This is a genomic window from Bacillus sp. FJAT-14266 (genome assembly GCF_001719225.1).
Taxonomy (GTDB): domain Bacteria; phylum Bacillota; class Bacilli; order Bacillales; family Bacillaceae; genus Bacillus; species Bacillus subtilis.
In genome coordinates, this window is the sequence record NZ_CP017072.1 from 415,659 (window position 1) to 436,729 (window position 21,071).

At 46.3% G+C, this 21,071-nt stretch carries 25 protein-coding genes; 16 read left to right on the forward strand and 9 right to left on the reverse strand.

The genetic code is table 11. The features are described 5' to 3' along the window. Positions 1-157: 157 nt before the first annotated feature. The 6 genes from sigY to BGM23_RS02245 are packed head-to-tail and all read left to right on the forward strand — an operon-like array spanning position 158 to position 3,062. Positions 158-694: an RNA polymerase sigma factor SigY gene (gene sigY, locus BGM23_RS02220; protein ID WP_015250905.1), complete on the forward strand. Its 537-nt coding sequence runs from the start codon at positions 158-160 to the stop codon at positions 692-694. Beyond that, positions 687-1,007 (forward strand): YxlC family protein, encoded by a 321-nt coding sequence (locus tag BGM23_RS02225; RefSeq protein ID WP_003227289.1) that lies wholly within the window; start codon positions 687-689, stop codon positions 1,005-1,007. The genes sigY and BGM23_RS02225 overlap by 8 nt, the downstream gene beginning before the upstream one ends. After that, positions 1,004-1,210 (forward strand): sigma Y negative regulator YxlD, encoded by a 207-nt coding sequence (gene yxlD / locus BGM23_RS02230; protein ID WP_003227291.1) that lies wholly within the window; start codon positions 1,004-1,006, stop codon positions 1,208-1,210. The genes BGM23_RS02225 and yxlD overlap by 4 nt, the downstream gene beginning before the upstream one ends. Continuing rightward, positions 1,207-1,395: a sigma Y negative regulator YxlE gene (yxlE, locus tag BGM23_RS02235; RefSeq protein ID WP_003227293.1), complete on the forward strand. Its 189-nt coding sequence runs from the start codon at positions 1,207-1,209 to the stop codon at positions 1,393-1,395. The genes yxlD and yxlE overlap by 4 nt, the downstream gene beginning before the upstream one ends. A 6-nt stretch (positions 1,396-1,401) precedes the next feature. Continuing rightward, on the forward strand, positions 1,402-2,289 hold the full coding sequence (locus BGM23_RS02240; RefSeq protein ID WP_015250906.1) for an ABC transporter ATP-binding protein: 888 nt from the start codon (positions 1,402-1,404) through the stop codon (positions 2,287-2,289). After that, complete coding sequence (locus BGM23_RS02245; protein WP_003243335.1) at positions 2,286-3,062, forward strand: ABC transporter permease; 777 nt, start codon at positions 2,286-2,288, stop codon at positions 3,060-3,062. Before BGM23_RS02240 ends, BGM23_RS02245 begins: the two co-directional genes overlap by 4 nt. Here the strand turns inward: BGM23_RS02245 and BGM23_RS02250 are convergent. Together BGM23_RS02250 and katX are read right to left on the reverse strand one after the other, a co-directional pair. Beyond that, on the reverse strand, positions 3,059-4,261 hold the full coding sequence (locus BGM23_RS02250) for an MFS transporter (protein ID WP_046664011.1): 1,203 nt from the start codon (positions 4,259-4,261) through the stop codon (positions 3,059-3,061). The two genes, BGM23_RS02245 and BGM23_RS02250, sit on opposite strands and share 4 nt — an antisense overlap. A gap of 103 nt (positions 4,262-4,364) precedes the next feature. Beyond that, positions 4,365-6,008 carry a catalase KatX gene (gene katX / locus BGM23_RS02255; protein WP_015250908.1) on the reverse strand — a complete coding sequence of 548 codons (1,644 nt, stop codon included), beginning with the start codon at positions 6,006-6,008 and terminating at the stop codon, positions 4,365-4,367. Between the two features lie 128 nt (positions 6,009-6,136). Between katX and BGM23_RS02260 the strand changes: the two genes are divergently transcribed. The 7 genes from BGM23_RS02260 to licH all read left to right on the forward strand — a co-directional run bounded on the left by BGM23_RS02260 (position 6,137) and on the right by licH (position 12,489). Then, positions 6,137-6,727, forward strand: a complete 591-nt coding sequence (locus BGM23_RS02260; RefSeq protein ID WP_003227303.1) for a DNA-3-methyladenine glycosylase — start codon at positions 6,137-6,139, stop codon at positions 6,725-6,727. A 28-nt stretch (positions 6,728-6,755) separates the two neighbouring features. Beyond that, entirely contained in the window at positions 6,756-6,914 is a 159-nt protein-coding gene (locus BGM23_RS02265) for a hypothetical protein (protein WP_009968374.1), read from the forward strand. A gap of 162 nt (positions 6,915-7,076) precedes the next feature. Beyond that, a complete protein-coding gene (gene licR, locus BGM23_RS02270; RefSeq protein WP_032722725.1) occupies positions 7,077-9,002 on the forward strand; it encodes a transcriptional regulator LicR in 1,926 nt (641 codons plus the stop codon). Positions 9,003-9,130: 128 nt separating this feature from the next. Beyond that, the gene (gene licB / locus BGM23_RS02275) at positions 9,131-9,439 is read left to right on the forward strand and encodes a PTS lichenan transporter subunit IIB (RefSeq protein WP_003218755.1); all 309 of its coding nucleotides are present in this window, start codon (positions 9,131-9,133) and stop codon (positions 9,437-9,439) included. A gap of 15 nt (positions 9,440-9,454) precedes the next feature. Further along, positions 9,455-10,813, forward strand: a complete 1,359-nt coding sequence (gene licC, locus BGM23_RS02280; protein ID WP_032722724.1) for a PTS lichenan transporter subunit IIC — start codon at positions 9,455-9,457, stop codon at positions 10,811-10,813. 18 nt (positions 10,814-10,831) lie between these two features. Next, complete coding sequence (gene licA, locus BGM23_RS02285; protein ID WP_003227313.1) at positions 10,832-11,164, forward strand: PTS lichenan transporter subunit IIA; 333 nt, start codon at positions 10,832-10,834, stop codon at positions 11,162-11,164. Next, on the forward strand, positions 11,161-12,489 hold the full coding sequence (gene licH, locus BGM23_RS02290; protein ID WP_003244285.1) for a 6-phospho-beta-glucosidase LicH: 1,329 nt from the start codon (positions 11,161-11,163) through the stop codon (positions 12,487-12,489). The genes licA and licH overlap by 4 nt, the downstream gene beginning before the upstream one ends. A gap of 33 nt (positions 12,490-12,522) precedes the next feature. Here the strand turns inward: licH and BGM23_RS02295 are convergent, their stop codons facing one another. The 7 genes from BGM23_RS02295 to BGM23_RS02325 form a co-directional block, all read right to left on the reverse strand. Next, positions 12,523-13,614, reverse strand: a complete 1,092-nt coding sequence (locus BGM23_RS02295) for a branched-chain amino acid aminotransferase (RefSeq protein ID WP_003244231.1) — start codon at positions 13,612-13,614, stop codon at positions 12,523-12,525. 140 nt (positions 13,615-13,754) lie between these two features. Continuing rightward, the gene (locus tag BGM23_RS02300) at positions 13,755-14,513 is read right to left on the reverse strand and encodes an SDR family oxidoreductase (RefSeq protein ID WP_029726191.1); all 759 of its coding nucleotides are present in this window, start codon (positions 14,511-14,513) and stop codon (positions 13,755-13,757) included. 90 nt (positions 14,514-14,603) lie between these two features. Beyond that, entirely contained in the window at positions 14,604-15,782 is a 1,179-nt protein-coding gene (gene dltD / locus BGM23_RS02305) for a D-alanyl-lipoteichoic acid biosynthesis protein DltD (RefSeq protein ID WP_003227323.1), read from the reverse strand. Then, on the reverse strand, positions 15,782-16,018 hold the full coding sequence (dltC, locus tag BGM23_RS02310) for a D-alanine--poly(phosphoribitol) ligase subunit DltC (RefSeq protein ID WP_003227325.1): 237 nt from the start codon (positions 16,016-16,018) through the stop codon (positions 15,782-15,784). Before dltC ends, dltD begins: the two co-directional genes overlap by 1 nt. Before the next feature lie 16 nt (positions 16,019-16,034). Continuing rightward, on the reverse strand, positions 16,035-17,222 hold the full coding sequence (gene dltB, locus BGM23_RS02315; protein WP_015250914.1) for a D-alanyl-lipoteichoic acid biosynthesis protein DltB: 1,188 nt from the start codon (positions 17,220-17,222) through the stop codon (positions 16,035-16,037). Next, entirely contained in the window at positions 17,219-18,730 is a 1,512-nt protein-coding gene (gene dltA / locus BGM23_RS02320; RefSeq protein WP_015250915.1) for a D-alanine--poly(phosphoribitol) ligase subunit DltA, read from the reverse strand. Before dltA ends, dltB begins: the two co-directional genes overlap by 4 nt. A 17-nt stretch (positions 18,731-18,747) precedes the next feature. Next, entirely contained in the window at positions 18,748-18,897 is a 150-nt protein-coding gene (locus tag BGM23_RS02325) for a teichoic acid D-Ala incorporation-associated protein DltX (RefSeq protein WP_003227330.1), read from the reverse strand. Between the two features lie 149 nt (positions 18,898-19,046). Here BGM23_RS02325 and BGM23_RS21710 point away from each other — a divergent pair, with 149 nt between their 5' ends. The 3 genes from BGM23_RS21710 to ywaC all read left to right on the forward strand — a co-directional run bounded on the left by BGM23_RS21710 (position 19,047) and on the right by ywaC (position 21,053). Continuing rightward, positions 19,047-19,181, forward strand: a complete 135-nt coding sequence (locus BGM23_RS21710; RefSeq protein ID WP_003227332.1) for a hypothetical protein — start codon at positions 19,047-19,049, stop codon at positions 19,179-19,181. A 162-nt stretch (positions 19,182-19,343) separates the two neighbouring features. Continuing rightward, entirely contained in the window at positions 19,344-20,279 is a 936-nt protein-coding gene (locus tag BGM23_RS02335) for a 1,4-dihydroxy-2-naphthoate polyprenyltransferase (RefSeq protein ID WP_009968370.1), read from the forward strand. Between the two features lie 141 nt (positions 20,280-20,420). Then, positions 20,421-21,053, forward strand: coding sequence for a GTP pyrophosphokinase YwaC (gene ywaC / locus BGM23_RS02340; RefSeq protein WP_003244564.1), 633 nt, complete (start codon positions 20,421-20,423; stop codon positions 21,051-21,053). The last annotated feature ends 18 nt before the right edge of the window (positions 21,054-21,071 follow it).

Below are 21,071 nucleotides of genomic sequence, written 5' to 3' on the forward strand. Positions count from 1 at the left end.
AACAGACTATAAGGGGGTTTACAAATAAGGATATGCAGCCAAACGGCCGGGAAGCCTGATCTGTCAATGGCTGAAAAGAATTGTAAAAAAGATGAACGCTTTTGAATCCGGTGTCGTCTCATAAGGCAGAAAAACAAAAAAGGGGGGATCACGGTCATTGGATACACATGAAGAACAGCGGCTGATCCAGCAGGCGAAAGAGGGAAACGACGAGGCGTTTACAGCCCTTTTCCACTATCACTATTCTTTCTTATATAAATACTTGTTAAAGCTTTCCCTTCACCCCGATCTCAGCGAGGAACTTGTTCAGGAAACCTTTCTGAAAGGGTACATCCATTTAAGAAGCTTTCAGGGCCGTTCAAAATTCTCCACATGGCTGATCTCCATTGCATCGCGGCTCTATCTCGATCACCAGAAAAAGAGAAAGAGAGAATGGAAACGGAATCAGACAGTTACGGAGGAAACAATCCGCAAGATCAAGTGGGACGTGTCGGCGAAAGGGGCAGAGTGGAGCGAAACGCTCGATCTGTTTTCAAAGCTGGACCCTAAACTGCGCACACCGGTTTTATTAAGGCATTACTACGGCTATACCTACGCTGAAATCGGGGTGATGCTTCAAATCAAAGAAGGCACTGTAAAGTCCAGAGTTCATAAAGGGCTCCAGCAAATCAGAAAGGAGTGGGATGATGAATAAAGAAAAGCTTTCTGATCATTTAAAGTCAGAATGGAAAAAAATTGATCAAACAGCCAATCCCTCTATACCGAATCAAAAAGAACTGCTTCACCAGCTGTCACAAATGAAAGCTGAATACAGAAAAAAACTTCTTCAAGAGATCATTTTATTTGTATTCTGCGCGCTGATGGTTGTGAGTGCTGCAATCTTAGCTTTCACTCAAGCTCCTGCTGTGTTTATTGTGCTTCAGGTTTGTGTGCTTGCGGTGCTGCCGATTTTGATTGCGGCTGAGAAAAAAAGGCATCTCGGCGAATGCGAGGTGAAACGCGGATGACACAAACAGAAATTATCATAACGGTTGCGGCTTGTCTCATCGTATTGGCGCAGGGAATCTTTTTATTTATTGATGCGAAAAAACGTAATCGCATGGCATGGGTTTGGGGGATTGTCGGATTGATTCAAGCACCGATGCCTCTGATTTGTTATTACTTTTTTGTCATTAGGCCGGATCGGAAGAAAAGGGGGATCAAGCAATGAATATTTCTTGGGAAATGATTTTGCCGCTGATTGTATTACAGCTGGCTTTGGCGGTGTTTGCCCTTATCAGCTGTATAAAAGAAGAGCGGACAAACGGGCCAAAGTGGATGTGGGCTGCAATCATTGTATGTATCAATATTATTGGGCCGATTTTGTTTTTTACCGTCGGCAGAAAGCAAAGGTAAGCCGATATGCTGTCTATTGAATCATTATGCAAATCGTACAGGCATCATGAAGCTGTAAAGAATGTCAGTTTTCACGTGAATGAAAATGAGTGTGTCGCACTATTAGGACCTAATGGAGCCGGCAAAACCACGACTCTGCAAATGCTGGCCGGACTGCTTTCGCCAACCTCCGGAAACATTAAGCTGTTAGGAGAAAAAAAGCCGGATCGGCGTTTGATTGGGTACCTCCCGCAGTATCCAGCTTTTTATTCCTGGATGACCGCAAATGAATTTTTGACATTTGCGGGGAGACTGTCCGGCCTTTCGAAGAGAAAATGCCAAGAGGAAATCGGCGAGATGCTGGAATTTGTGGGTTTGCATGAAGCGGAGCACAAAAGGATCGGGGGCTATTCAGGAGGCATGAAACAAAGACTCGGTCTGGCACAGGCACTGCTCCATAAACCGCAGTTTTTGATATTGGATGAACCGGTGTCTGCTCTTGATCCGACAGGGCGGTTCGAGGTGCTGGACATAATGCGGGAGCTGAAAAAGCATATGGCCGTTCTGTTTTCTACACATGTTTTGCACGATGCAGAGCAGGTGTGTGATCAAGTGGTGATTATGAAAAACGGTGAAATTTCATGGAAAGGCGAGTTACAGGAGCTGAAACAACAGCAGCAAACGAACGTTTTTACCCTTTCAGTGAAAGAGAAGCTGGAAGGTTGGCTTGAAGAGAAGCCTTACGTCTCAGCTATTGTCTATAAGAATCCGTCCCAAGCGGTTTTCGAGCTGCCTGATATACACGCTGGCCGGTCATTATTAAGTGACTGTATCCGAAAGGGATTGACCGTCACCCGCTTTGAACAGAAAACGGAGTCTCTAGAAGACGTCTATCTAAAGGTGGTGCACGCATGAAGGTGATGATGGCGCTATTGCAGAAGGAGTGGCTGGAAGGATGGAAAAGCGGCAAGCTGATTTGGCTGCCGATTGCGATGATGATCGTCGGGCTGACACAGCCGCTGACCATTTATTATATGCCGGAAATCATCGCACATGGAGGGAACCTTCCTGACGGCATGAAAATCAGTTTTACGATGCCCTCCGGGTCTGAAGTGATGGTCAGCACGCTTTCTCAATTCAACACGCTTGGCATGGCTTTGGTCATCTTTAGCGTGATGGGCAGTGTAGCCAATGAAAGAAATCAAGGGGTAACAGCGCTGATTATGTCGCGGCCTGTGACGGCAGCCCATTATATCGTGAGTAAATGGCTCATCCAAAGCGTGATCGGCATTATGTCGTTTGCAGCTGGATACGGGCTTGCTTACTATTACGTCCGGCTGCTGTTTGAGGACGCATCATTCAGCCGCTTTGCCGCAAGCCTTGGCCTTTACGCGCTTTGGGTGATATTTATTGTGACCGCCGGCCTTGCCGGAAGTACGATATTCCGGTCTGTCGGAGCAGCTGCGGCTTGCGGGATCGGGCTCACAGCAGCCGTTTCCTTTGCTGTTTCATTATTTCCAGATGGTGCGAAGTGGCTTCCGGCTGAGATTTGCAAGCAGGCGGAGCATATCCTTCTTCATGGAGAGCGGGCAGATTTTTTCGGATGGTCACTCACTTTCTCCATTCTGTGCATCATGCTTCTGGCCGTGTTTTCTGTGTGGCGCTTCCGGCGGTATGAAAGCTATTAATTGATCATGTTACGTTTTTGCGCGAGCATCACAAAAAAGGCGGCAAATGCCAGAGACCCGGCTCCATAAAAAACTCCCGCAAGCCCGACAAGCTGTGCGATTTTTCCTGCAAGAAGGGGCCCGAGGAAGATGCCTAGCGCATAAAATGATTGATAAAACCCCATCACTGACATTTTTAAACGGGCAGAACTGATTTCGACGACATGGCTTAGCAGCAGAGGGAAAACGAAGCCGAGCGCCAGCCCAATACAGGCGTGTGTGATGCAAACCGTGAACAATGCAGCTGAAAAAGGAACGTATAGCAAGCAGACCCCGGTGACAGCGAAACTAATGAGCATCACGGAGTAAGCGATACGGCTTGTAAAGCGCAGAAACACAAAGCTTAATGTGGCGGCTGCGTGTGGGAGGAAAAAGGCGCTCATCACCCAAAGCAGCTCCGCGTCGCCCATTCCGAGCTGATTCATGTAAAGCGGCGTAAAACCAAACACTGTCATAAATAATACGGCATGGGCCGTCATAGACAGGATGGTGAAAAGCTTCAGCTTTGGCAGCCGCAATGTATCTTTGATGTACTGATTGACACGAATGGTGTCACGGTTTGCGGGAGGAGCAGACGGATCCTTAATAAAGCAGCAGATCACCAGACCTGCGGCAGAAGCTGCCAGCGCCATCCAAAAAGGAACCTGCCTCCCTAAATGGGCTGCGGCGAGCCCGCAGAACACAATGCTGGCAAACTGAGGCATGACGGTAAAAAACTGCATGATGCCCATTGCTTTTGATGCATTGCCATTGTTGAAATAATGTGCGTATAAAATGGTCGCCATCACCCACATAGAAGCAGTGATTCCCGCGAAAAGCCGGGCGGCCAGCACGAAGAAGAAAGAATCAAACATCAGAAAAAGCAGGCTGCTGAAGACGGAAAAGCCGAACCCGGCAATTAACAATTGCTTGCGCAAGGAAAACAGGATGTCTGACAAAAGGCCGAGCGGGAATCGCAGAAGGATTTGCGTGACCCCGTAGCTGCCGAGAATGATGCCGATTGCGCCATATGAAAAGTGCAGATCCTCCAAATACAGACTGAATACAGGAACGTAAATATAGCCTGAAAACCAGAAACAAAATACCATGCATAAAAAAACGGCGTGATCTAAGGCGCCGATTGTTTTTTTCTGAGGAATCAAGTCCTGCTGTAATTCCATCGTATCTCTCCACCCCTTTCCTTCCAGTACAACACAATTGTTGAAAACGTTTCAATAGAAAAATAAAAAAACAGGGCTTCAAAAAAAGCCCTGTTCGCTTTTGTTAATACGGATCAGATGGATGGCTCTCCTGTTCAGCCTGCTTTGCAGCCTGTTCCGTTTCAGTTGTGCCGATCGGCCCGTTGCTGTTGTTTTCGGAAACCTTTTTTAGCCCTTCTGCTACACGTTTTCCGTAGTCAGGATCAGCTTTTGTGAAATTCTCAATCATTTGATCCTGAATTTCTTTTCGGCACGTAGAAAGCGTATTCACCAAATTCGTAATCAATTCGTTCCGCTCAAATTCAGTAAATCTCCGGTACGTTTCTCCAGCCTGTCCGAAGTTGTTTGTTCTGTCAATCGCTTCACGCTTTACATCACCTTCGACATGCGGCGTATGGTCTTTTCCGTCCTGCTTCGCTTCCTTCAGCCCGCCCATAATGGATGGCTCATAGTTGACGTGCGGGTTTTGTCCTTCTGCTCTATCGACCCGATATTGCATCTGCCCGCCTTCCTGGTTGGTGGCGACATGCTTTTTCGGCGAGTTGATCGGAAGCTGCAGGTAATTTGCGCCTACACGGTAGCGCTGCGTATCAGAGTAGGCAAACGTACGCCCCTGGAGCAATTTGTCGTCTGAAAAATCAAGCCCGTCGACAAGCACCCCCGTTCCAAATGAAGCTTGCTCCACTTCCGCATGGTAGTTTTCCGGATTTTTGTTCAGAACCAATTTGCCGATCGGTTTCCATGGAAAATCGTCTTTATACCACAGTTTTGTCGGATCAAGAGGATCAAAGTCCAGTTCAGGATGCTCATCATCGCTCATGATTTGTGCATACACTTCCCACTCTGGATAATCGCCATTTTCAATCGCGTCATATAAATCCTGTGTGGCATGGTTAAAGTTTTTCCCTTGAATCTCTTCTGCTTCCTTCTGTGTCAGGTTGCGGATGCCCTGCTTCGGTTCAAAATGGTATTTCACGAGAACGGCCTTGCCCTCCTCATTCACCCATTTATAGGCATGTACGCCTGAACCCTGCATTTGCCGGTAGTTGGCCGGAATGCCCCAAGGCGAAAACAAGAAGGTGATCATGTGTGTCGCTTCAGGAGATTGAGAAATGAAATCGAAGATACGTTCACCATCCTGGATGTTTGTCACTGGATCAGGCTGAAATGCGTGTACAAGATCCGGAAATTTCAGCGGGTCGCGGATAAAAAAGATTTTTAGGTTGTTCCCGACCAAATCCCAGTTTCCGTCTTCTGTATATAGCTTTACAGCAAAACCGCGCGGGTCTCTCAATGTTTCAGGCGAGTGTTTTCCATGATTCACAGTTGAAAAACGGACAAATGCCGGTGTTTTCTTGCCTTTTTCCTGAAAGAGCTTGGCCCGTGTGTATGTTGAAATCGGTTCGTCTCCGAAGCTTCCGTACGCTTCAAAATACCCGTGTGCACCTGCTCCCCTGGCATGAACAACCCGCTCAGGGATGCGTTCCCGGTCGAAGTGGCTGATCTTTTCGAGAAAATCATAGTTCTCAAGTGTTGTAGGCCCTCTATTCCCGACGGTTCTCACATTCTGGTTGTCAGTAACAGGATGCCCCTGCCTATTCGTTAAGGTATCCTCTGACTCGTTTTTCCCGGATGTCTTATGGGAAAGCGCTTCCTCGCTTCCTTGGGCATTTGTTTGGTGCTGCTTGTTTTGATGATCATCTTTCAATGGTTGGCCCTCCTTTTTTGAACGGTAACAATATTCCCTGAATGGAAAGATTTTAAAACAGCCGTTTTTTTTGATCTGCTTCGGGAATGGTACAATGTACAAAAATCGGTAAAAGGAGAGGTCGATTCGTGACGAGAGAAAAAAATCCGCTGCCCATCACGTTTTATCAAAAAACCGCTCTTGAGCTTGCCCCATCGCTTCTGGGCTGCCTTCTTGTAAAAGAAACAGACGAAGGCACAGCGTCAGGCTATATTGTGGAAACAGAGGCCTATATGGGGGCTGGAGACAGAGCGGCCCACAGCTTTAACAACCGCCGGACGAAGCGGACTGAGATCATGTTTGCAGAAGCTGGGCGGGTATATACATACGTGATGCACACCCATACATTGCTGAATGTCGTTGCCGCGGAAGAGGATGTCCCGCAAGCGGTATTAATCAGGGCGATTGAGCCGCATGAAGGCCAGCTGTTAATGGAGGAGAGAAGGCCGGGCAGGAGTCCGAGGGAATGGACAAACGGACCAGGAAAGCTGACGAAAGCGCTTGGCGTCACGATGAATGACTACGGACGCTGGATCACGGAACAGCCGCTTTACATCGAAAGCGGGTACACACCGGAAGCAATTTCAACCGGCCCGCGCATCGGCATTGACAACAGCGGGGAGGCACGCGATTATCCATGGCGTTTCTGGGTGACGGGAAACAGGTACGTGTCGCGTTAGCATGTTTAAGGAAGAGGCAATCAGGGGAATGGTTGAGAAAAAAGAAGGGAGAATCGGAGCTTTGAAAAAGATGATCAAAACCGTTATCAAATGGGCGCCGGTCATTTACCCGATTGTTCGAAAAATCATGAAGGATCGCAAGGCGTCTAAACAAAAGAATATGTCCGCATCTAGAACAGCCGGCTGATCCCGGCTGTTTTTTTATAGGTCAGTTTTCCCTCTAGTCCTCCGGATGTTCATTGACTTGCCATTCTCTCCATTATAGAATTTATATACATTTCGCATCCCTTCATCATCCTTTCTGCCTATTCACTGAATCCCTGCATCTACTAGATAGGAGGTTTTTCTCATGCTTCATGGGCGACTTCGTGATATTCTGTGCTTGCTGATGGCGGCTGAAGCCCCGGTGACAAGTTCGTTTTTTGCCGCGCAATTAAACGTAACGACGCGGACAGTCCGCAATGATATAAAGGAACTGCAAGGTGTGCTAAGCGGCCACGGTGCCTTTGTACAATCTGTAAGAGGCTCCGGCTACAAGCTCCGCATTGATGACGAGCAAGTATTCAGAACACTGCTGCAAGATGTATTTCAGCAAAAAAAGGGCCTGCCGGTATTGCCGGAGGAGAGAATGGCCTATCTTATGAAACGTCTGCTGCTGGCGGACCATTATCTCAAGCTCGATGAACTTGCTGAAGAACTATTTATCTCAAAATCTACACTCCAAACGGATTTAAAGGAAGTCAAGAAACGTCTGCTGCCTTACCGCATCGTCATGGAAACACGTCCGAATTACGGCTTCAAGCTGCGCGGGGACGAGGTGCAGATGAGGTACTGCATGGCGGAGTACATTGTTGATGAAAGAGAAACGGAGATAGATGTTTTAAATGAAAAGGCTGATATTTTGCCAAAAGAAGAAATTGAGATCATCCGTTCCGCCATCTTGAAAAAAATGAAAAACGACCGCATCCCTCTGTCCAACATGGGACTGAATAACCTCATTATCCATATCGCTATCGCCTGTAAACGGATCAGAACGGAAAACTATGTTTCTCTTTTCCCGAAAGATATGGATCATATCCTGCATCAAAAGGAGTACCAGGCTGCAGAAGCCATCGTAAAAGAGCTGGAATCAAAGCTTGCCGTTACGTTTCCGAAAGACGAGACGGCCTACATCACCATGCATCTCCTTGGCACAAAACGAATGACACAATCACAATGCGGAGAGGACACATTTTCAATAGAAGAGGAAACCGATCAGCTGACACTTGCCATGATCAAAGCTGTTGATCGTGAACTGAAGCTTGGCATCCTGCATGACAAAGAGCTGAAAATCGGCTTGGCACTGCATATGAAGCCGGCGATCAGCCGCAACCGATACGGCATGAATCTTCGAAATCCGATGCTGGCAGCGATCAAGGAACATTATCCACTCGCTTTTGAAGCCGGGATCATTGCCGGAATCGTGATAAAGGAACAAACGGGTATTGAGATTCATGAAAACGAAATTGGATATTTGGCTCTCCACTTTGGCGCCGCGATTGAACGAAAAAAAACAGAAAGCCCGCCGAAACGCTGTATCATTGTATGCGCATCGGGAGCCGGAAGCGCCCAGCTTCTGCGCGAAAAACTGCGTTCCCATTTCGGCAAGCGGCTCGATATTCTTGGAACGGCTGAGTATTATAGTCTTGATCAAATGTCCTACGAATCAATTGATTTTGTCATCAGCACTATTCCGATTAAAAAAGAGCTCCCTGTACCAGTACTGAAGGTTAACACCATCTTAGGCGGAACTGACTTTACAAAAATAGAATCTATTCTGAGTGATGAAAAGGAAAAAGCCAATCGCTACCTAAAAAAAGAACTCGTTTTTTTTCAGGAGGATCTGCGCTCAAAAGAAGAAGTGATTCAATTTTTAGGGCAGAAAGCGGTCGAATGCGGCTTTGCCGATGAAGAAATCATAGATTCCATTTTTGAAAGAGAAGACATGTCGCCAACGTGTTTTGGCAATCTTGTTGCCATCCCGCACCCGCTTGTTCCGCAGACGAAAACAACGTTTTGGGCCGTTTGTACGCTCAAAAAACCGATCGATTGGGAGAGTCAGCGAGTTCAATTTGTCTGTCTGCTTTGTGTCGAAAAGGAGAACAAAGCGGATTTGCAAAGCATGTATAAACTGCTTGGCAGCATTTTGGATGACCCGGCGGCGGTGAACCAGCTGATCAAATGCCGTTCATATCAAGAGCTTTCGGATGTGTTTGACCAAAAAATGCTGAGCTGACAGCCTGTATATACCTTTTTTCCGTTGCCTGCGGAAAAACCCTGAGTGTTTATGAAAGCGATTTCATAATATGATGATAGCAACAGCAGGACATTACAAAATTGATCAAACTCTAGGGGGTCTTTTACATGAATATATTACTCGTTTGTGCAGCAGGCATGTCTACTAGTTTACTGGTGAGCAAGATGGAAAAAAGTGCGCAGGAACAGGGAAAAGACTATACCATTTGGGCAGTTTCAGGCGATTCTGTACAAAATCATATCGATAAAGCGGATGTATTGCTTCTCGGTCCGCAAGTCCGTTACATGCTTCCGCAGCTCAAAAAATTAGGAGAGTCAAAGGGGGTTCCGGTAGACGTCATTAATACCGTCCATTATGGCACGTGCAACGGGGCGGAAGTGCTGAAATCAGCTGAACAGCTTGGACATGTGTCATAGAGAGGGGCGGGCTATGTGAATAAAGTCAATCAGATCTTAGAAGAAAAGGTCATGCCTATAGCGGGAAGAATTGCGGGACAGCGTCATTTGCAGGCGCTGCGTGATGGTATCATCCTCACGATGCCCCTGATTATCATCGGTTCCTTTTTCCTCATCATTGGCAACCTCCCGATCCCGGGATACGCTGAGTTTATGGCAAAAACGTTTGGCAGCTCCTGGTCTGAAAAACTGGCCTACCCAGTCGACGCGACCTTTGAAATTATGGGTCTTGTCGCCGCGTTCGGCATCGCCTACCGGCTCGCCGAGAAATACGGCGTTGATGCCTTGTCGGCCGGAGCCATTTCCCTTGCGGCATTTTTATTAGCAACACCTTATCAAGTGCCGTTTATGCCGGATGGCGTGACGAAAGAAATCATGGTTGGCGGCGGGATTCCGCTTTCGCTCATGGGAAGCAAAGGCCTGTTTGTCGCCATGATTATCGCAATGGTGTCCACAGAGATTTACCGCCTCATTATCCAGCGCAATTTAGTCTTCAAAATGCCGGACGGTGTTCCGCCGGCGGTAAGCAAGTCATTTGTCGCGTTAATCCCCGGCTTTGCGGTCATCTTCCTGATTTGGGCAGCCCGGCTGATTGTTGAAGCGACACCGTTTGAAAGCCTTCATAATATTGTAAGCGTTTTATTGGGGACTCCGCTTTCCATTCTTGGAGGAAGCCTTGGAGGAAGCCTTGTCGCCGAAGCCGTCAAAATGCTTTTATGGGCCTGCGGCCTTCACGGTGCAAACATTGTCGGCGGCGTCATGGCACCGATTTGGTACGGCGCAATGGATGCCAACCGGATCGCATTCCAAGCCGGTGAGGAGCTTCCTAAGATTTTCACCCAGCAATTTTTCGATATCTGGGTCAATATCGGCGGAAGCGGCGCCACATTGGCACTGGTTGTCACGATGTTCCTGCGCGCCCGAAGCAAACAAATGAAGCAGCTCGGGAAGCTTGCGGTCGGCCCGGCCATCTTCAATATTAACGAACCGATTATATTCGGAATGCCGATCGTCATGAACCCAATGCTCTTACTTCCGTTTATCATCACACCGCTTGTCACAGTGACACTCACGTACATCGGAATGAGCACCGGCCTTGTCGCCAAACCGGCGGGTATCGCAGTGCCGTGGACCATGCCGCCGATCTTTTCAGGCTACTTGGCGACAGGAGGAAAAGTCTCAGGCGCGGTCATGCAAGCCATTAATATTGTCGTATCCTTTGTTGTCTACTACCCGTTCTTCAGAATGTGGGATAAGCAGAAGCTGAAAGAAGAAAACGATCTGGAGCTGGTTCAAACGCCTGCAGCATCAGATGACAAAGAAGCGGCTCTGTAGAGAAAGGAAGTGAATCGCGTGAATGAGGAAATGGAACAAATCATTTTTCAAATCATCCTTCACGGAGGAAACGGTAGGAGCTCCGCAATGGAGGCCATTGCCGCTGCGAAAAGCGGTGACGCAGAAGAAGCGCGGAAAAAGCTTCAAGACGCTGCTGAAGAATTGTCAAAAGCCCATCATTATCAGACAGAGCTGATCCAAAATGAAGCGGGCGGAGAAAAGACGGAAATGACGCTTCTGATGGTTCATGCACAGGATCATTTAATGAATGCAATGACAGTGAAGGATATGGCTGCAGAGATCATTGAGTTATATGAAAAAATCACCGAGCAAAGGGGAGCAAGCATATGACAAAAGGATTGAAGATTGTAACGATTGGCGGAGGTTCAAGCTATACGCCCGAGCTAGTGGAGGGGTTCATTAAACGGTATGATGAGCTGCCTGTCCGTGAATTATGGCTTGTCGATATCCCCGAGGGCGAAGAAAAGCTGAATATTGTCGGCACACTCGCCAAACGGATGGTTGAAAAAGCTGGCGTCCCGATTGACATTCATCTTACGCTCGACCGGAGAAAAGCGCTGAAAGACGCAGACTTTGTCACGACCCAATTCCGCGTCGGACTTTTGCAGGCAAGAGCAAAGGATGAGCGCATTCCGCTAAAATATGGTGTAATTGGCCAGGAAACAAACGGCCCGGGAGGCCTGTTTAAAGGATTGCGCACAATTCCGGTCATCCTTGAGATCGCAAAGGACATAGAAGAGCTTTGCCCGAACGCTTGGCTTGTTAACTTCACAAACCCTGCCGGCATGGTAACAGAAGCCTTGCTTCGCTACTCCAACCTGAAGAAAGTCGTCGGTCTCTGTAATGTTCCAATCGGCATCAAAATGGGCGTAGCCAAAGCGCTTGATGTAGATGTGGACCGCGTAGAAGTCCAATTCGCCGGACTGAACCATATGGTATTTGGGCTGGATGTTTTCTTGGACGGCGTAAGTGTGAAGGAGCAAGTCATCGAGGCGATGGGCGACCCGAAAAACGCGATGACGATGAAAAATATCTCAGGCGCCGAATGGGAACCGGATTTCTTAAAAGCGCTCAATGTCATCCCTTGCGGCTATCACCGTTACTATTTCAAAACAAAAGAGATGCTGGAGCACGAACTGGAAGCATCACAAACGGAGGGCACCCGCGCTGAAGTCGTACAGAAGGTCGAAAAAGAGCTGTTCGAGCTTTATAAAGATCCGAACCTTGCGATTAAACCGCCGCAACTGGAAAAACGGGGCGGAGCTTACTACAGTGATGCAGCATGTAACTTAATCAGCTCCATTTATAATGATAAACATGACATTCAGCCGGTGAACACGATCAATAATGGTGCAATAGCGAGTATTCCAGACGATTCCGCAGTTGAAGTGAACTGTGTGATGACGAAAACCGGCCCTAAGCCAATTGCTGTCGGCGACTTGCCGGTGTCTGTCCGCGGCCTTGTCCAGCAAATCAAATCCTTTGAACGTGTCGCGGCAGAAGCGGCAGTTACAGGTGACTATCAAACTGCGCTCCTTGCCATGACGATTAACCCGCTTGTCCCGTCCGATACTGTGGCCAAACAGATTTTAGACGAAATGCTGGAGGCGCACAAAGCGTATCTGCCGCAGTTTTTCAACAAAATTGAAGCGTAAAAAAAGCCGGCCTGTAATGGGCCGGCTTTTTTCTTATTTGCTTTCAGTCAGCGCTGCGACTTCGGTCGTCCATCCGAATTCGTCTGCGACAGCGCCTTTTTGAATGCCTGTAATCGTGTCATATAGTTTTTTTGCGATTTCCCCTGTTTCACCGTTGTTGATCGAAAGTGTTTCATCCTGCCAAATCAGCTCGCCGACTGGGGAAATAACAGCTGCTGTACCAGTTCCGAAGGCTTCTTCAAGGATGCCGTCTTTATGGGCTTGGATGACCTCATCGATCGCAATTTTTCGTTCTGAAACTTGAAGGCCCCAATGCTTAAGCAAGGCGATGACTGAATTGCGCGTAATGCCTTCCAGGATGCTTCCGTTCAGCATCGGCGTTACGATTTCACCGTTGATTTTGAAGAAGATGTTCATGCTTCCTACTTCTTCGATGTATTTCTTCTCAATGCCGTCCAGCCAAAGCACTTGGGAAAATCCTTTCTCTTCGGCCACCTGCTGCGCTTTTAAGCTTGAAGCATAGTTCCCTGCGGTTTTGGCATTTCCTGTTCCGCCTTTTACCGCACGGACAAATTCACTTTCAACAGCGATTTTGACCGGCTTAATGCCTTCTTTGTAATAAGAGCCGACCGGAGAAAGAATGATCAAGAGCTTATACGTATGAGATGCCGCAACACCAAGGAAAGGCTCGGTTGCGATGATGAACGGACGGATGTAAAGGGACGTGCCCTCCGCATTTGGAATCCAGTCTTTATCAATTGCGACAAGCTGCTTTAAGCCTTCAAGAACCTGTTCTTCATCAATTTGCGGGATGCAGAGGCGGTCGTTTGATTGATTCAGGCGTTCCATATTTTTTTCCGGTCTGAAAAGCAGAACATGGTCATCCTCTGACACGTAAGCCTTTAACCCTTCAAACACGGTTTGGCCGTAGTGATAGACCATTGCAGCCGGATCCATTGATAAGGGTTGATAAGGAATGATTCTTGGATCGTACCAACCTTTATCTGCCGCATAGTCCATTACAAACATGTGGTCTGTAAACACTCTTCCGAACGAAAGCTGATTTGGGTCTGGTTTCGGTTTTTTTGTTGATGTTAATTCAACGCGAATCGTTTGTTTAGTCATGGTCAATCTCCCTGCTGTTAAATTGTTTATATTATCAAACTTATTTGAAAATAATTATATTCTATTGTATACCTTCAACAAATAATCGCAATAGGTTTGCTCAAATTTGTAAGAAATTCATATGAAAAAAGCAGGAGAAATTAATTCTCCTGCGTGTTCATATGCTCGAATAACCTGTCATAATCGGCGCGAGTGGCATCCCGAAGACCTTCAACACGTTCATTTGTAATCTCCTGTTTGCCTTCCTTCAAGCCGTCCAAGAAATATTGAACATATTCTTCAGATGAAATGCCCCGGTACGTCAGGCCTTGTTTATCGCGTGATTTTTGGTTTAAGCCCGTGTCCACCATAGGCGGTGCCATTTCAATCACTTCCACGCTCGTGTCGCGGAGCTGGTGTCTGAGCGTAAGCGAGAACGAGTGAAGTGCCGCTTTTGTTGCGCAGTACACCGGATAAACAGCTAACGGGTTAAACGCAAGCCCGGATGTGACCTGAACGATTGCCGCCTCGGGCTGCTTCATCAAATGAGGTGTGAAAAGGGCGGATAAATGGACAGGCGCTTGGAAATTAAGTTCAATTTCATCACCGTCCACAAAAAGCTCCTCTGTCCCTTTTTTAAAGTCAATTTCCTTTTGAATGCCGGCGTTGTTGACGAGAACATTCAAGTTCGGATATTCCTTTAAAGCCCATTCATACAATGCTTCCCGCTGCGAACGGTCTGCAACATCACATTGCTTTGTATGGATGTTTGGGAGCTGCTGCTTCGCTTCTGCAAGACGTGCTTCGCTGCGTCCGCAAATGATAACTTCATTGCCGAGCTCCAGCAGGCGCTTGGCCAGTTCAAGCCCGATGCCAGCAGAACCCCCTGTGATTAAAACCGTATTGCCTGTCATCTTCATTGGATGTAACACCTCTTAATTAAGTTGGCTGTGATTCCTTTACTATTTCAAATCTTAGCAGGAAATATGCAGCCGCGTCCTATGAGATGCTCAGGATGAAGTGACTTTTCCGGTTTTATAAAATTCGTCAATTGCTTTATCGACATACACCCAGCCTTTCCAGCCGATGTGAATGGTGTCTTTCATGAAATACGGGTCATATTCATGCCCTGAGAAATCAGCAACCTGGAAGCCCTTCGCTCTGATTTGTTTATTTACCTTTTTGTAATAGTCAGTGCGTCCTTTTTTCGGGAAGCCCGTGTAATCGTACCATTTCCCGTTAACAGGAATGGTGACAAACATAGGCTCTGCGCCCGCATCCTTCAGGATATCGAGCATCATTTCAAAGTCGCCATATTCCGGTGACACCGCATACGATCTTCCTTTGTTTTTCCCTTTCAGCTTAGGCACTTTCGGCTTCAGCTTTTTATAGACAGGGTTGTCGATGTGAAAATCGTTAGAACCGGAGTGGCGTTTGCCCGATTGATCCGCTAGTTTATTCAATTCAGACCATGACTTATCCTTTACTGACTGCGAGATATAGCGCTTTGGCCCGGATGATTCTGTCGTTGAATAATACAGATCTTTCTTTTCCAGCATGCTGTAATACACTTTCGCCGCCGGCTTCAGCGCGTTCACTTTCCACGTCTGGCCGTTTACCATTGCTTTGTACAGCTCAGAAAGAATGGCATCGTTTTGCACAGCCTTAAAGCGCAGCATGCGTTTCATCATTTTCTTTTTAATTTCAGGGTCGATCTGATCGTTAAATGCCAAATCAAGCCCTTGCAGCGCAGAATAGTTCGGCGCGAAATGCTGTTCATCAGACCCGCGCTTAATAAACCATTGCGGAGACACGATGAATACGATTTTTTTGCCCTTCAGCTGATCCATATGGGCAGCGAAGTTTAAAGAATGAATCAATGACTGGGATCCGCCTTTGCCGACAAGGTATGGCGTGAATCCCTCATTGTTTACTTGAAAATAATTAGATGGGTGGAACTCGTCCAGCCGGGAAAGCTCAGAAGACCCGTAAATCGGAAGATATGTCGGATCTTTGAGCATCTGATCTTGTAAATATAGCCCTTGAAACATACTCGGATTCAAGGCTGTTGCTGACTCTTTCACACGCTTATCGGTGATGAAGCCTGTCAGCCATGAAGATGGAATTGCGATGGCGCCTGCGAATAGAATAAACGCCAAAATAATTGGACCGAAAAAACGCTTTTTCATTATTTCAACTCAGACAGCTGATTTACAATGTTGTTAGGTGTATTCCAAACGTCCCGGTCAAATTCAGTGATCGGCACTAAAATATCAAAACGGTTTTCAATCGCAAGCAGCAATTCTACTGTTCCAAAAGAATCAAGCAAACCTTCTTCAAAAATTTCAATATCAGGATTTTCCTTTACGATGTCATCCTGGCAAACCTCTGCTAAAACGTCTAATACCTCTTGTTTAAAATCCATAGCTTTCTAATCTCCTTTAATGGTGGTGATGAAATGGTTTTCCTGAGAAAATATAAAACCCGAAGCAAACGAAATGGAATGTGATCACAATCGCGAGAATGGTTGTCCAGCAGTTGGACGGCAGCCATTTATATTTCTTATTCCACTTCTCGAAAAAGTTGTAACACGTCATCAGAACGGCATGATAGAGGCCGTAAATGATATATTGCGGCGCGAGCCCGTGCCAAACCCCCATCAGCATAAACAGCAGGAAATACCCGATGTTTGAGACGGCCATACGGTTTTTGATCCACTTTTTCTTAGTCATCCAAAATACGAATCTCATAAACACATAATCTCTGAACCAAAATGACAGAGACATATGCCAGCGATTCCAGAAATCTTTAATATTTTTACTGATAAACGGTTTATTAAAGTTTTCTGGTGATTTAATGCCCATAATGTAGCTGACCCCGACGGCAAACATCGTGTAGCCGGCGAAATCAAAGAATAAATACATGCTGTAGCCGTACATGTACAGCAGGTTCCCAAGAATCTTATTGTGCGTGATTGCGGGAAGATTCATGATGAAGTACGTATTGATCGCGTAGCCGATAATAAATTTATACAGGAAACCGATGAAGATTTTATGGATTCCCGTATACAACAGGTCGGCGTATTCTTCTTTCGTCCAAGCCTTCTGTTCATCCTTGACGAACCGGCGGTATCTGTCGATCGGGCCGGAGGAAATCGTCGGGAAAAACAGGATGAAATACAGCAGGCGGTGCAATGGCAGCTGTTCTTTCAGCAGTCCGTCTCTTGCTTCCATAATCAGCTGAACGCCTTTAAAGGTTAAATATGAAATCCCTAAAAAGCTGATCAGGTTATGCGGCGGATGATGCGGCTGCGGGTGTGAAAGAAACGGCCATATTTTTGACAGAAATAAAGGCAGAATAGACGCGATAACAGCTCCGCAAAAGACAAAGCCGCTGTTCGCTTTCTGCCGGTATGCCAGATAGCCGCTGATCAGGAGCACCTGCCATATTGTAAACAGGCACAGCGCGATGACCCCGTGTAAGTCGTGCGAAAAAATTAAAGCCAATATAATGATAGATATGAACATGTTGTATGCTTGAAATCTTTTTCCGTTTAAGCCGAGAATGATCGTCGGCAGAAGAAGAATGCCAAGCAGTATAAAGAATAAAAACGAGCTGTAGGGCGTCATACAAGAACCTCTTCGCCAATGCGTTTTCGGTCAATTTTGCCGTTAGCCGTCATTTGAATGTGATCCTGATAGATAAATTTTCTTGGGATCATATATGCCGGAAGAGAAGCGGCAAGCTCTTTTTTAATAGCGCTTGTCAGCTGGAATTCCTTCTCGAACTCATGCTCCTCAGGCACAATAGCAGCGATCAGGTACTCAACTGTTCCGTTTGGCTGATAAGGAATCACGACAGCAGAACGAACGTACTGTGACTGTCTGACATGGAACTCGATTTCCTCCAGCTCCATTCGATAGCCGTGAAGTTTAATCTGAAAATCCAAACGTCCTTGGCAGAAAATCTGACCGTCTTGAATAAAGCCGGCATCGCCAGTTCGGTATGCCCACTGGCCTTCATGAGAGAAAAACGCTTTTTCCGTCAGCTCTGGCTCACCAAGGTAGCCTCGGCTTACACTCGGCCCTGCAATGACGATTTCTCCTTTTTCTCCATCAGGAAGCGGCTGTCCCTCTTCATCCATAATAAAAATGTTCATATCTGGTTTGGCGAAGCCCACTGGAAGCGATTCGCTGCGGCTGATGACGTCATCCGTAATTTCAACCGATGTGACAGCCACTGTCGCTTCAGTCGGGCCGTACGTATTAAAAATCTTCGCTTTCGGAAAACGCTCAAGCAGCGCTTTTGCCACAGAAACCGGAAGAACCTCTCCGCAAAACATAAATGTGTCCGCATGAGGCAGCAGATCCTGTGAAAAACCTGGATCCATCAGGCACATTTGCACAAAGGAAGGTGTTGATGTCCACACATTCAGCCCGGACTTCTTCAGCTCTTCAAATAAGACTTTCGGCTTGTTCACAGCATCCTTTGTCACGCAATGTAAAGTCCCGCCTGATTGAAGGCACGGATATAGGTCCATGACAGACAAATCAAATGAGAACGGCGCTTGGTTTAAAAATATTTTTCCTCCGCTGACTGGAAAGTCTGCACAAATCCAGTCTGTGAAGCTTTGAAGATTCGCAGCGGAAATCTGCACGCCTTTCGGATTTCCTGTGCTTCCGGAAGTGTAAATGATATAAAACGTTTCGTGTTCTTTGACCCATTGATCTTGGCTGACAGAGCCGCCTTCGTTTTCCAGCAGTTCTTCCGCAGAAACTGTCTGAATCTGCTGGCCGACTGCATCAATTGAGAGTCCTGCTGCATGGATCAGCAATTCTGCTCCAGAGCTTTCGATAATTTTCGCAATCCGTTCGGACGGAATAGAAAGGTCAACCGGAATATAAGGATGTCCCGCTTTGACACTTCCCAAGAAGGAAACGATCATGTGCGGCTCCATGTGGCCGTACACAAGGATAGGAGATTTCTTTTCCCCAGAAATGCGTTTTTGGATCGCGGCAGCCGCGCGGTCAGACTGCTCCCATAATTCCTGATACGTGAGCGACTGGCCTTGAGAGCGGAAGGCATCGGTTTGCGGATAAGTTTCCGCATGTGTTTGAATAGCATGTAAAAGTTTCATAGTTATTCTCTCTCCAATTAGAAATCGTTATAAATATATGAACCGGTATTCGCGGTGTGAAAACCATACATAAAAAACAAAACAAGCAGTATCATCAAATAAAAGCCTGTATGACATGTCCACTTGACAGCGGGTTTTTCATACAGCTGTTTCATTAATTGCAGCATATCAAAAATTCCCTTCCCGTTTTTTCGACAATCACATGATTATTTGACGATCAGATGCTCAAAAAGTTTCATTTTTTCCCTAATCTCCCTCAAATTAATATATCGGCGTATGTTTTTGAAAATGAATCTTTATACCTGCAAGGGCAAGAATGGAATGTTTCGAGCTGATTCATAATAAAGGAAAAGATACCTGGAGTCAAAAGATCTTTTTAACTTTTAAAAAGTGTAATGTACTTAAAAAAATTTTTCTGTACCTGTTCGTTCAAGTGAAAGCAGAAACCTAATGAAATCAGGGCGAGAAGCGTATAATAAGAAAGAAAACGCCTTCTTGCGGTATCTTGTGAAATAAGGGAGAAGTCATTATGATAGATAAGGAAGCAAAAGGAGTTTTTTATTAAGCTGCCGGCTGAAAAAAAGTAAGCCTTTTAATAGAAAGGAAGAGGAAGATGAACCAAACAAATAAGGGTGAGGGTCAGACAGCGCCGCAAAAAGAAAGCATGGGGCAGATCCTTTGGCAGTTAACCCGTCCTCATACGTTAACCGCGTCGTTTGTGCCTGTGCTGCTCGGAACCGTTTTGGCGATGTTTTATGTGAAGGTTGATCTGCTGCTGTTTTTGGCTATGCTGTTTTCTTGCCTATGGATCCAGATCGCGACGAACTTATTTAATGAATACTATGATTTTAAACGCGGATTAGATACAGCAGAATCAGTCGGAATCGGAGGGGCCATTGTACGCCACGGAATGAAGCCTAAAACGATTTTGCAATTAGCTCTGGCCTCATACGGGATTGCCATTTTGCTCGGTGTCTATATTTGTGCGAGCAGCAGCTGGTGGCTTGCGCTGATCGGCCTTGTCGGCATGGCGATCGGCTACCTGTATACAGGCGGGCCGCTCCCGATTGCGTACACGCCGTTCGGTGAATTATTCTCAGGCATTTGCATGGGTTCGGTGTTTGTGCTGATTTCGTTTTTCATTCAGACAGATAAGATCAATATGCAGAGCATTTTGATTTCCATCCCGATTGCGATTCTTGTCGGCGCGATTAACCTGTCGAACAACATTCGTGATATTGAAGAGGACAAAAAAGGCGGACGCAAAACATTGGCGATTTTGATGGGGCATAAGGGAGCTGTTACTCTGTTAGCTGCGTCGTTTGCCGTCGCTTATATCTGGGTTGTCGGCTTGGTTATTACCGGTGCCGCAAGCCCATGGCTGTTTGTCGTCTTTTTGAGCGTGCCTAAGCCGGTTCAGGCAGTGAAGGGCTTCGTCCAGAACGAAATGCCGATGAATATGATTGTCGCAATGAAATCAACAGCCCAAACAAATACATTTTTCGGATTCCTGCTCTCGATCGGATTATTGATCAGCTATTTCCGATAATAAAAAAGACCGCTCGTTTCATGCGGTCTTTTTTTGTTACAATCGACCGCATTTTGTAAAAAAATTCATAGAACCTTGCAGCAGACAGGGACGTCTAGTACATGGACAGCGGATAAAGTTCCGTTAAAGGAGATGACGAACATGGATTTATCTGTAACACATATGGACGATTTAAAAACAGTAATGGAAGATTGGAAAAATGAGTTATTAGTTTATAAATTTGCGCTAGATGCGCTCGATACAAAGTTCTCAATTATCAGCCAGGAATATAACCTCATTCACGGACACAACCCGATTGAACATACAAAATCCCGTGTCAAAAGCTTTGAAAGCATCGTGAATAAGTTAATGAGAAAGGGCTGTGAGATTACGACGAAGGAAATGAAGGAGCATATTCACGACATTGCCGGCGTGCGCATCATCTGTTCCTTTATTTCTGACATTTATAATGTCGTGAATGTGTTGAAGCAGCATGAAGATTTGAGAATCGTAAAGGTAAAGGATTATATCCAGACACCCAAACCGAATGGCTATCGAAGCCTGCATTTAATCATTGAGATGCCTGTGAATTTAACGAACCGTGTGGAATACGTCAAAGCAGAAATTCAAATCCGGACAATCGCGATGGATTTCTGGGCGAGCCTTGAACATAAAATTTATTATAAATTGAACAATGACGTTCCTAAGCAATTAACAGATGAGCTGAAAGAAGCCGCGGAGATTGCCCATTACCTAGATGAGAAAATGCTGGGGATTAAGAAAGAAGTGGATTGATAACAAAAGCGAAGCCTG

Bases quoted from the DNA above. Each gene is read 5' to 3' on its own strand.
- BGM23_RS02225 (WP_003227289.1), top strand. From the start codon at position 687: ATGAATAAAGAAAAGCTTTCTGATCATTTAAAGTCAGAATGGAAAAAA.
- yxlD (WP_003227291.1), top strand. From the start codon at position 1,004: ATGACACAAACAGAAATTATCATAACGGTTGCGGCTTGTCTCATCGTA.
- yxlE (WP_003227293.1), top strand. From the start codon at position 1,207: ATGAATATTTCTTGGGAAATGATTTTGCCGCTGATTGTATTACAGCTG.
- BGM23_RS02240 (WP_015250906.1), top strand. From the start codon at position 1,402: ATGCTGTCTATTGAATCATTATGCAAATCGTACAGGCATCATGAAGCT.
- BGM23_RS02245 (WP_003243335.1), top strand. From the start codon at position 2,286: ATGAAGGTGATGATGGCGCTATTGCAGAAGGAGTGGCTGGAAGGATGG.
- BGM23_RS02250 (WP_046664011.1), bottom strand. From the start codon at position 4,261: ATGGAATTACAGCAGGACTTGATTCCTCAGAAAAAAACAATCGGCGCC.
- BGM23_RS02265 (WP_009968374.1), top strand. From the start codon at position 6,756: ATGGTTGAGAAAAAAGAAGGGAGAATCGGAGCTTTGAAAAAGATGATC.
- licR (WP_032722725.1), top strand. From the start codon at position 7,077: ATGCTTCATGGGCGACTTCGTGATATTCTGTGCTTGCTGATGGCGGCT.
- licB (WP_003218755.1), top strand. From the start codon at position 9,131: ATGAATATATTACTCGTTTGTGCAGCAGGCATGTCTACTAGTTTACTG.
- licH (WP_003244285.1), top strand. From the start codon at position 11,161: ATGACAAAAGGATTGAAGATTGTAACGATTGGCGGAGGTTCAAGCTAT.
- BGM23_RS02295 (WP_003244231.1), bottom strand. From the start codon at position 13,614: ATGACTAAACAAACGATTCGCGTTGAATTAACATCAACAAAAAAACCG.
- BGM23_RS02300 (WP_029726191.1), bottom strand. From the start codon at position 14,513: ATGAAGATGACAGGCAATACGGTTTTAATCACAGGGGGTTCTGCTGGC.
- dltD (WP_003227323.1), bottom strand. From the start codon at position 15,782: ATGAAAAAGCGTTTTTTCGGTCCAATTATTTTGGCGTTTATTCTATTC.
- dltC (WP_003227325.1), bottom strand. From the start codon at position 16,018: ATGGATTTTAAACAAGAGGTATTAGACGTTTTAGCAGAGGTTTGCCAG.
- dltB (WP_015250914.1), bottom strand. From the start codon at position 17,222: ATGACGCCCTACAGCTCGTTTTTATTCTTTATACTGCTTGGCATTCTT.
- dltA (WP_015250915.1), bottom strand. From the start codon at position 18,730: ATGAAACTTTTACATGCTATTCAAACACATGCGGAAACTTATCCGCAA.
- BGM23_RS02325 (WP_003227330.1), bottom strand. From the start codon at position 18,897: ATGCTGCAATTAATGAAACAGCTGTATGAAAAACCCGCTGTCAAGTGG.
- BGM23_RS21710 (WP_003227332.1), top strand. From the start codon at position 19,047: ATGGAATGTTTCGAGCTGATTCATAATAAAGGAAAAGATACCTGGAGT.
- BGM23_RS02335 (WP_009968370.1), top strand. From the start codon at position 19,344: ATGAACCAAACAAATAAGGGTGAGGGTCAGACAGCGCCGCAAAAAGAA.
- ywaC (WP_003244564.1), top strand. From the start codon at position 20,421: ATGGATTTATCTGTAACACATATGGACGATTTAAAAACAGTAATGGAA.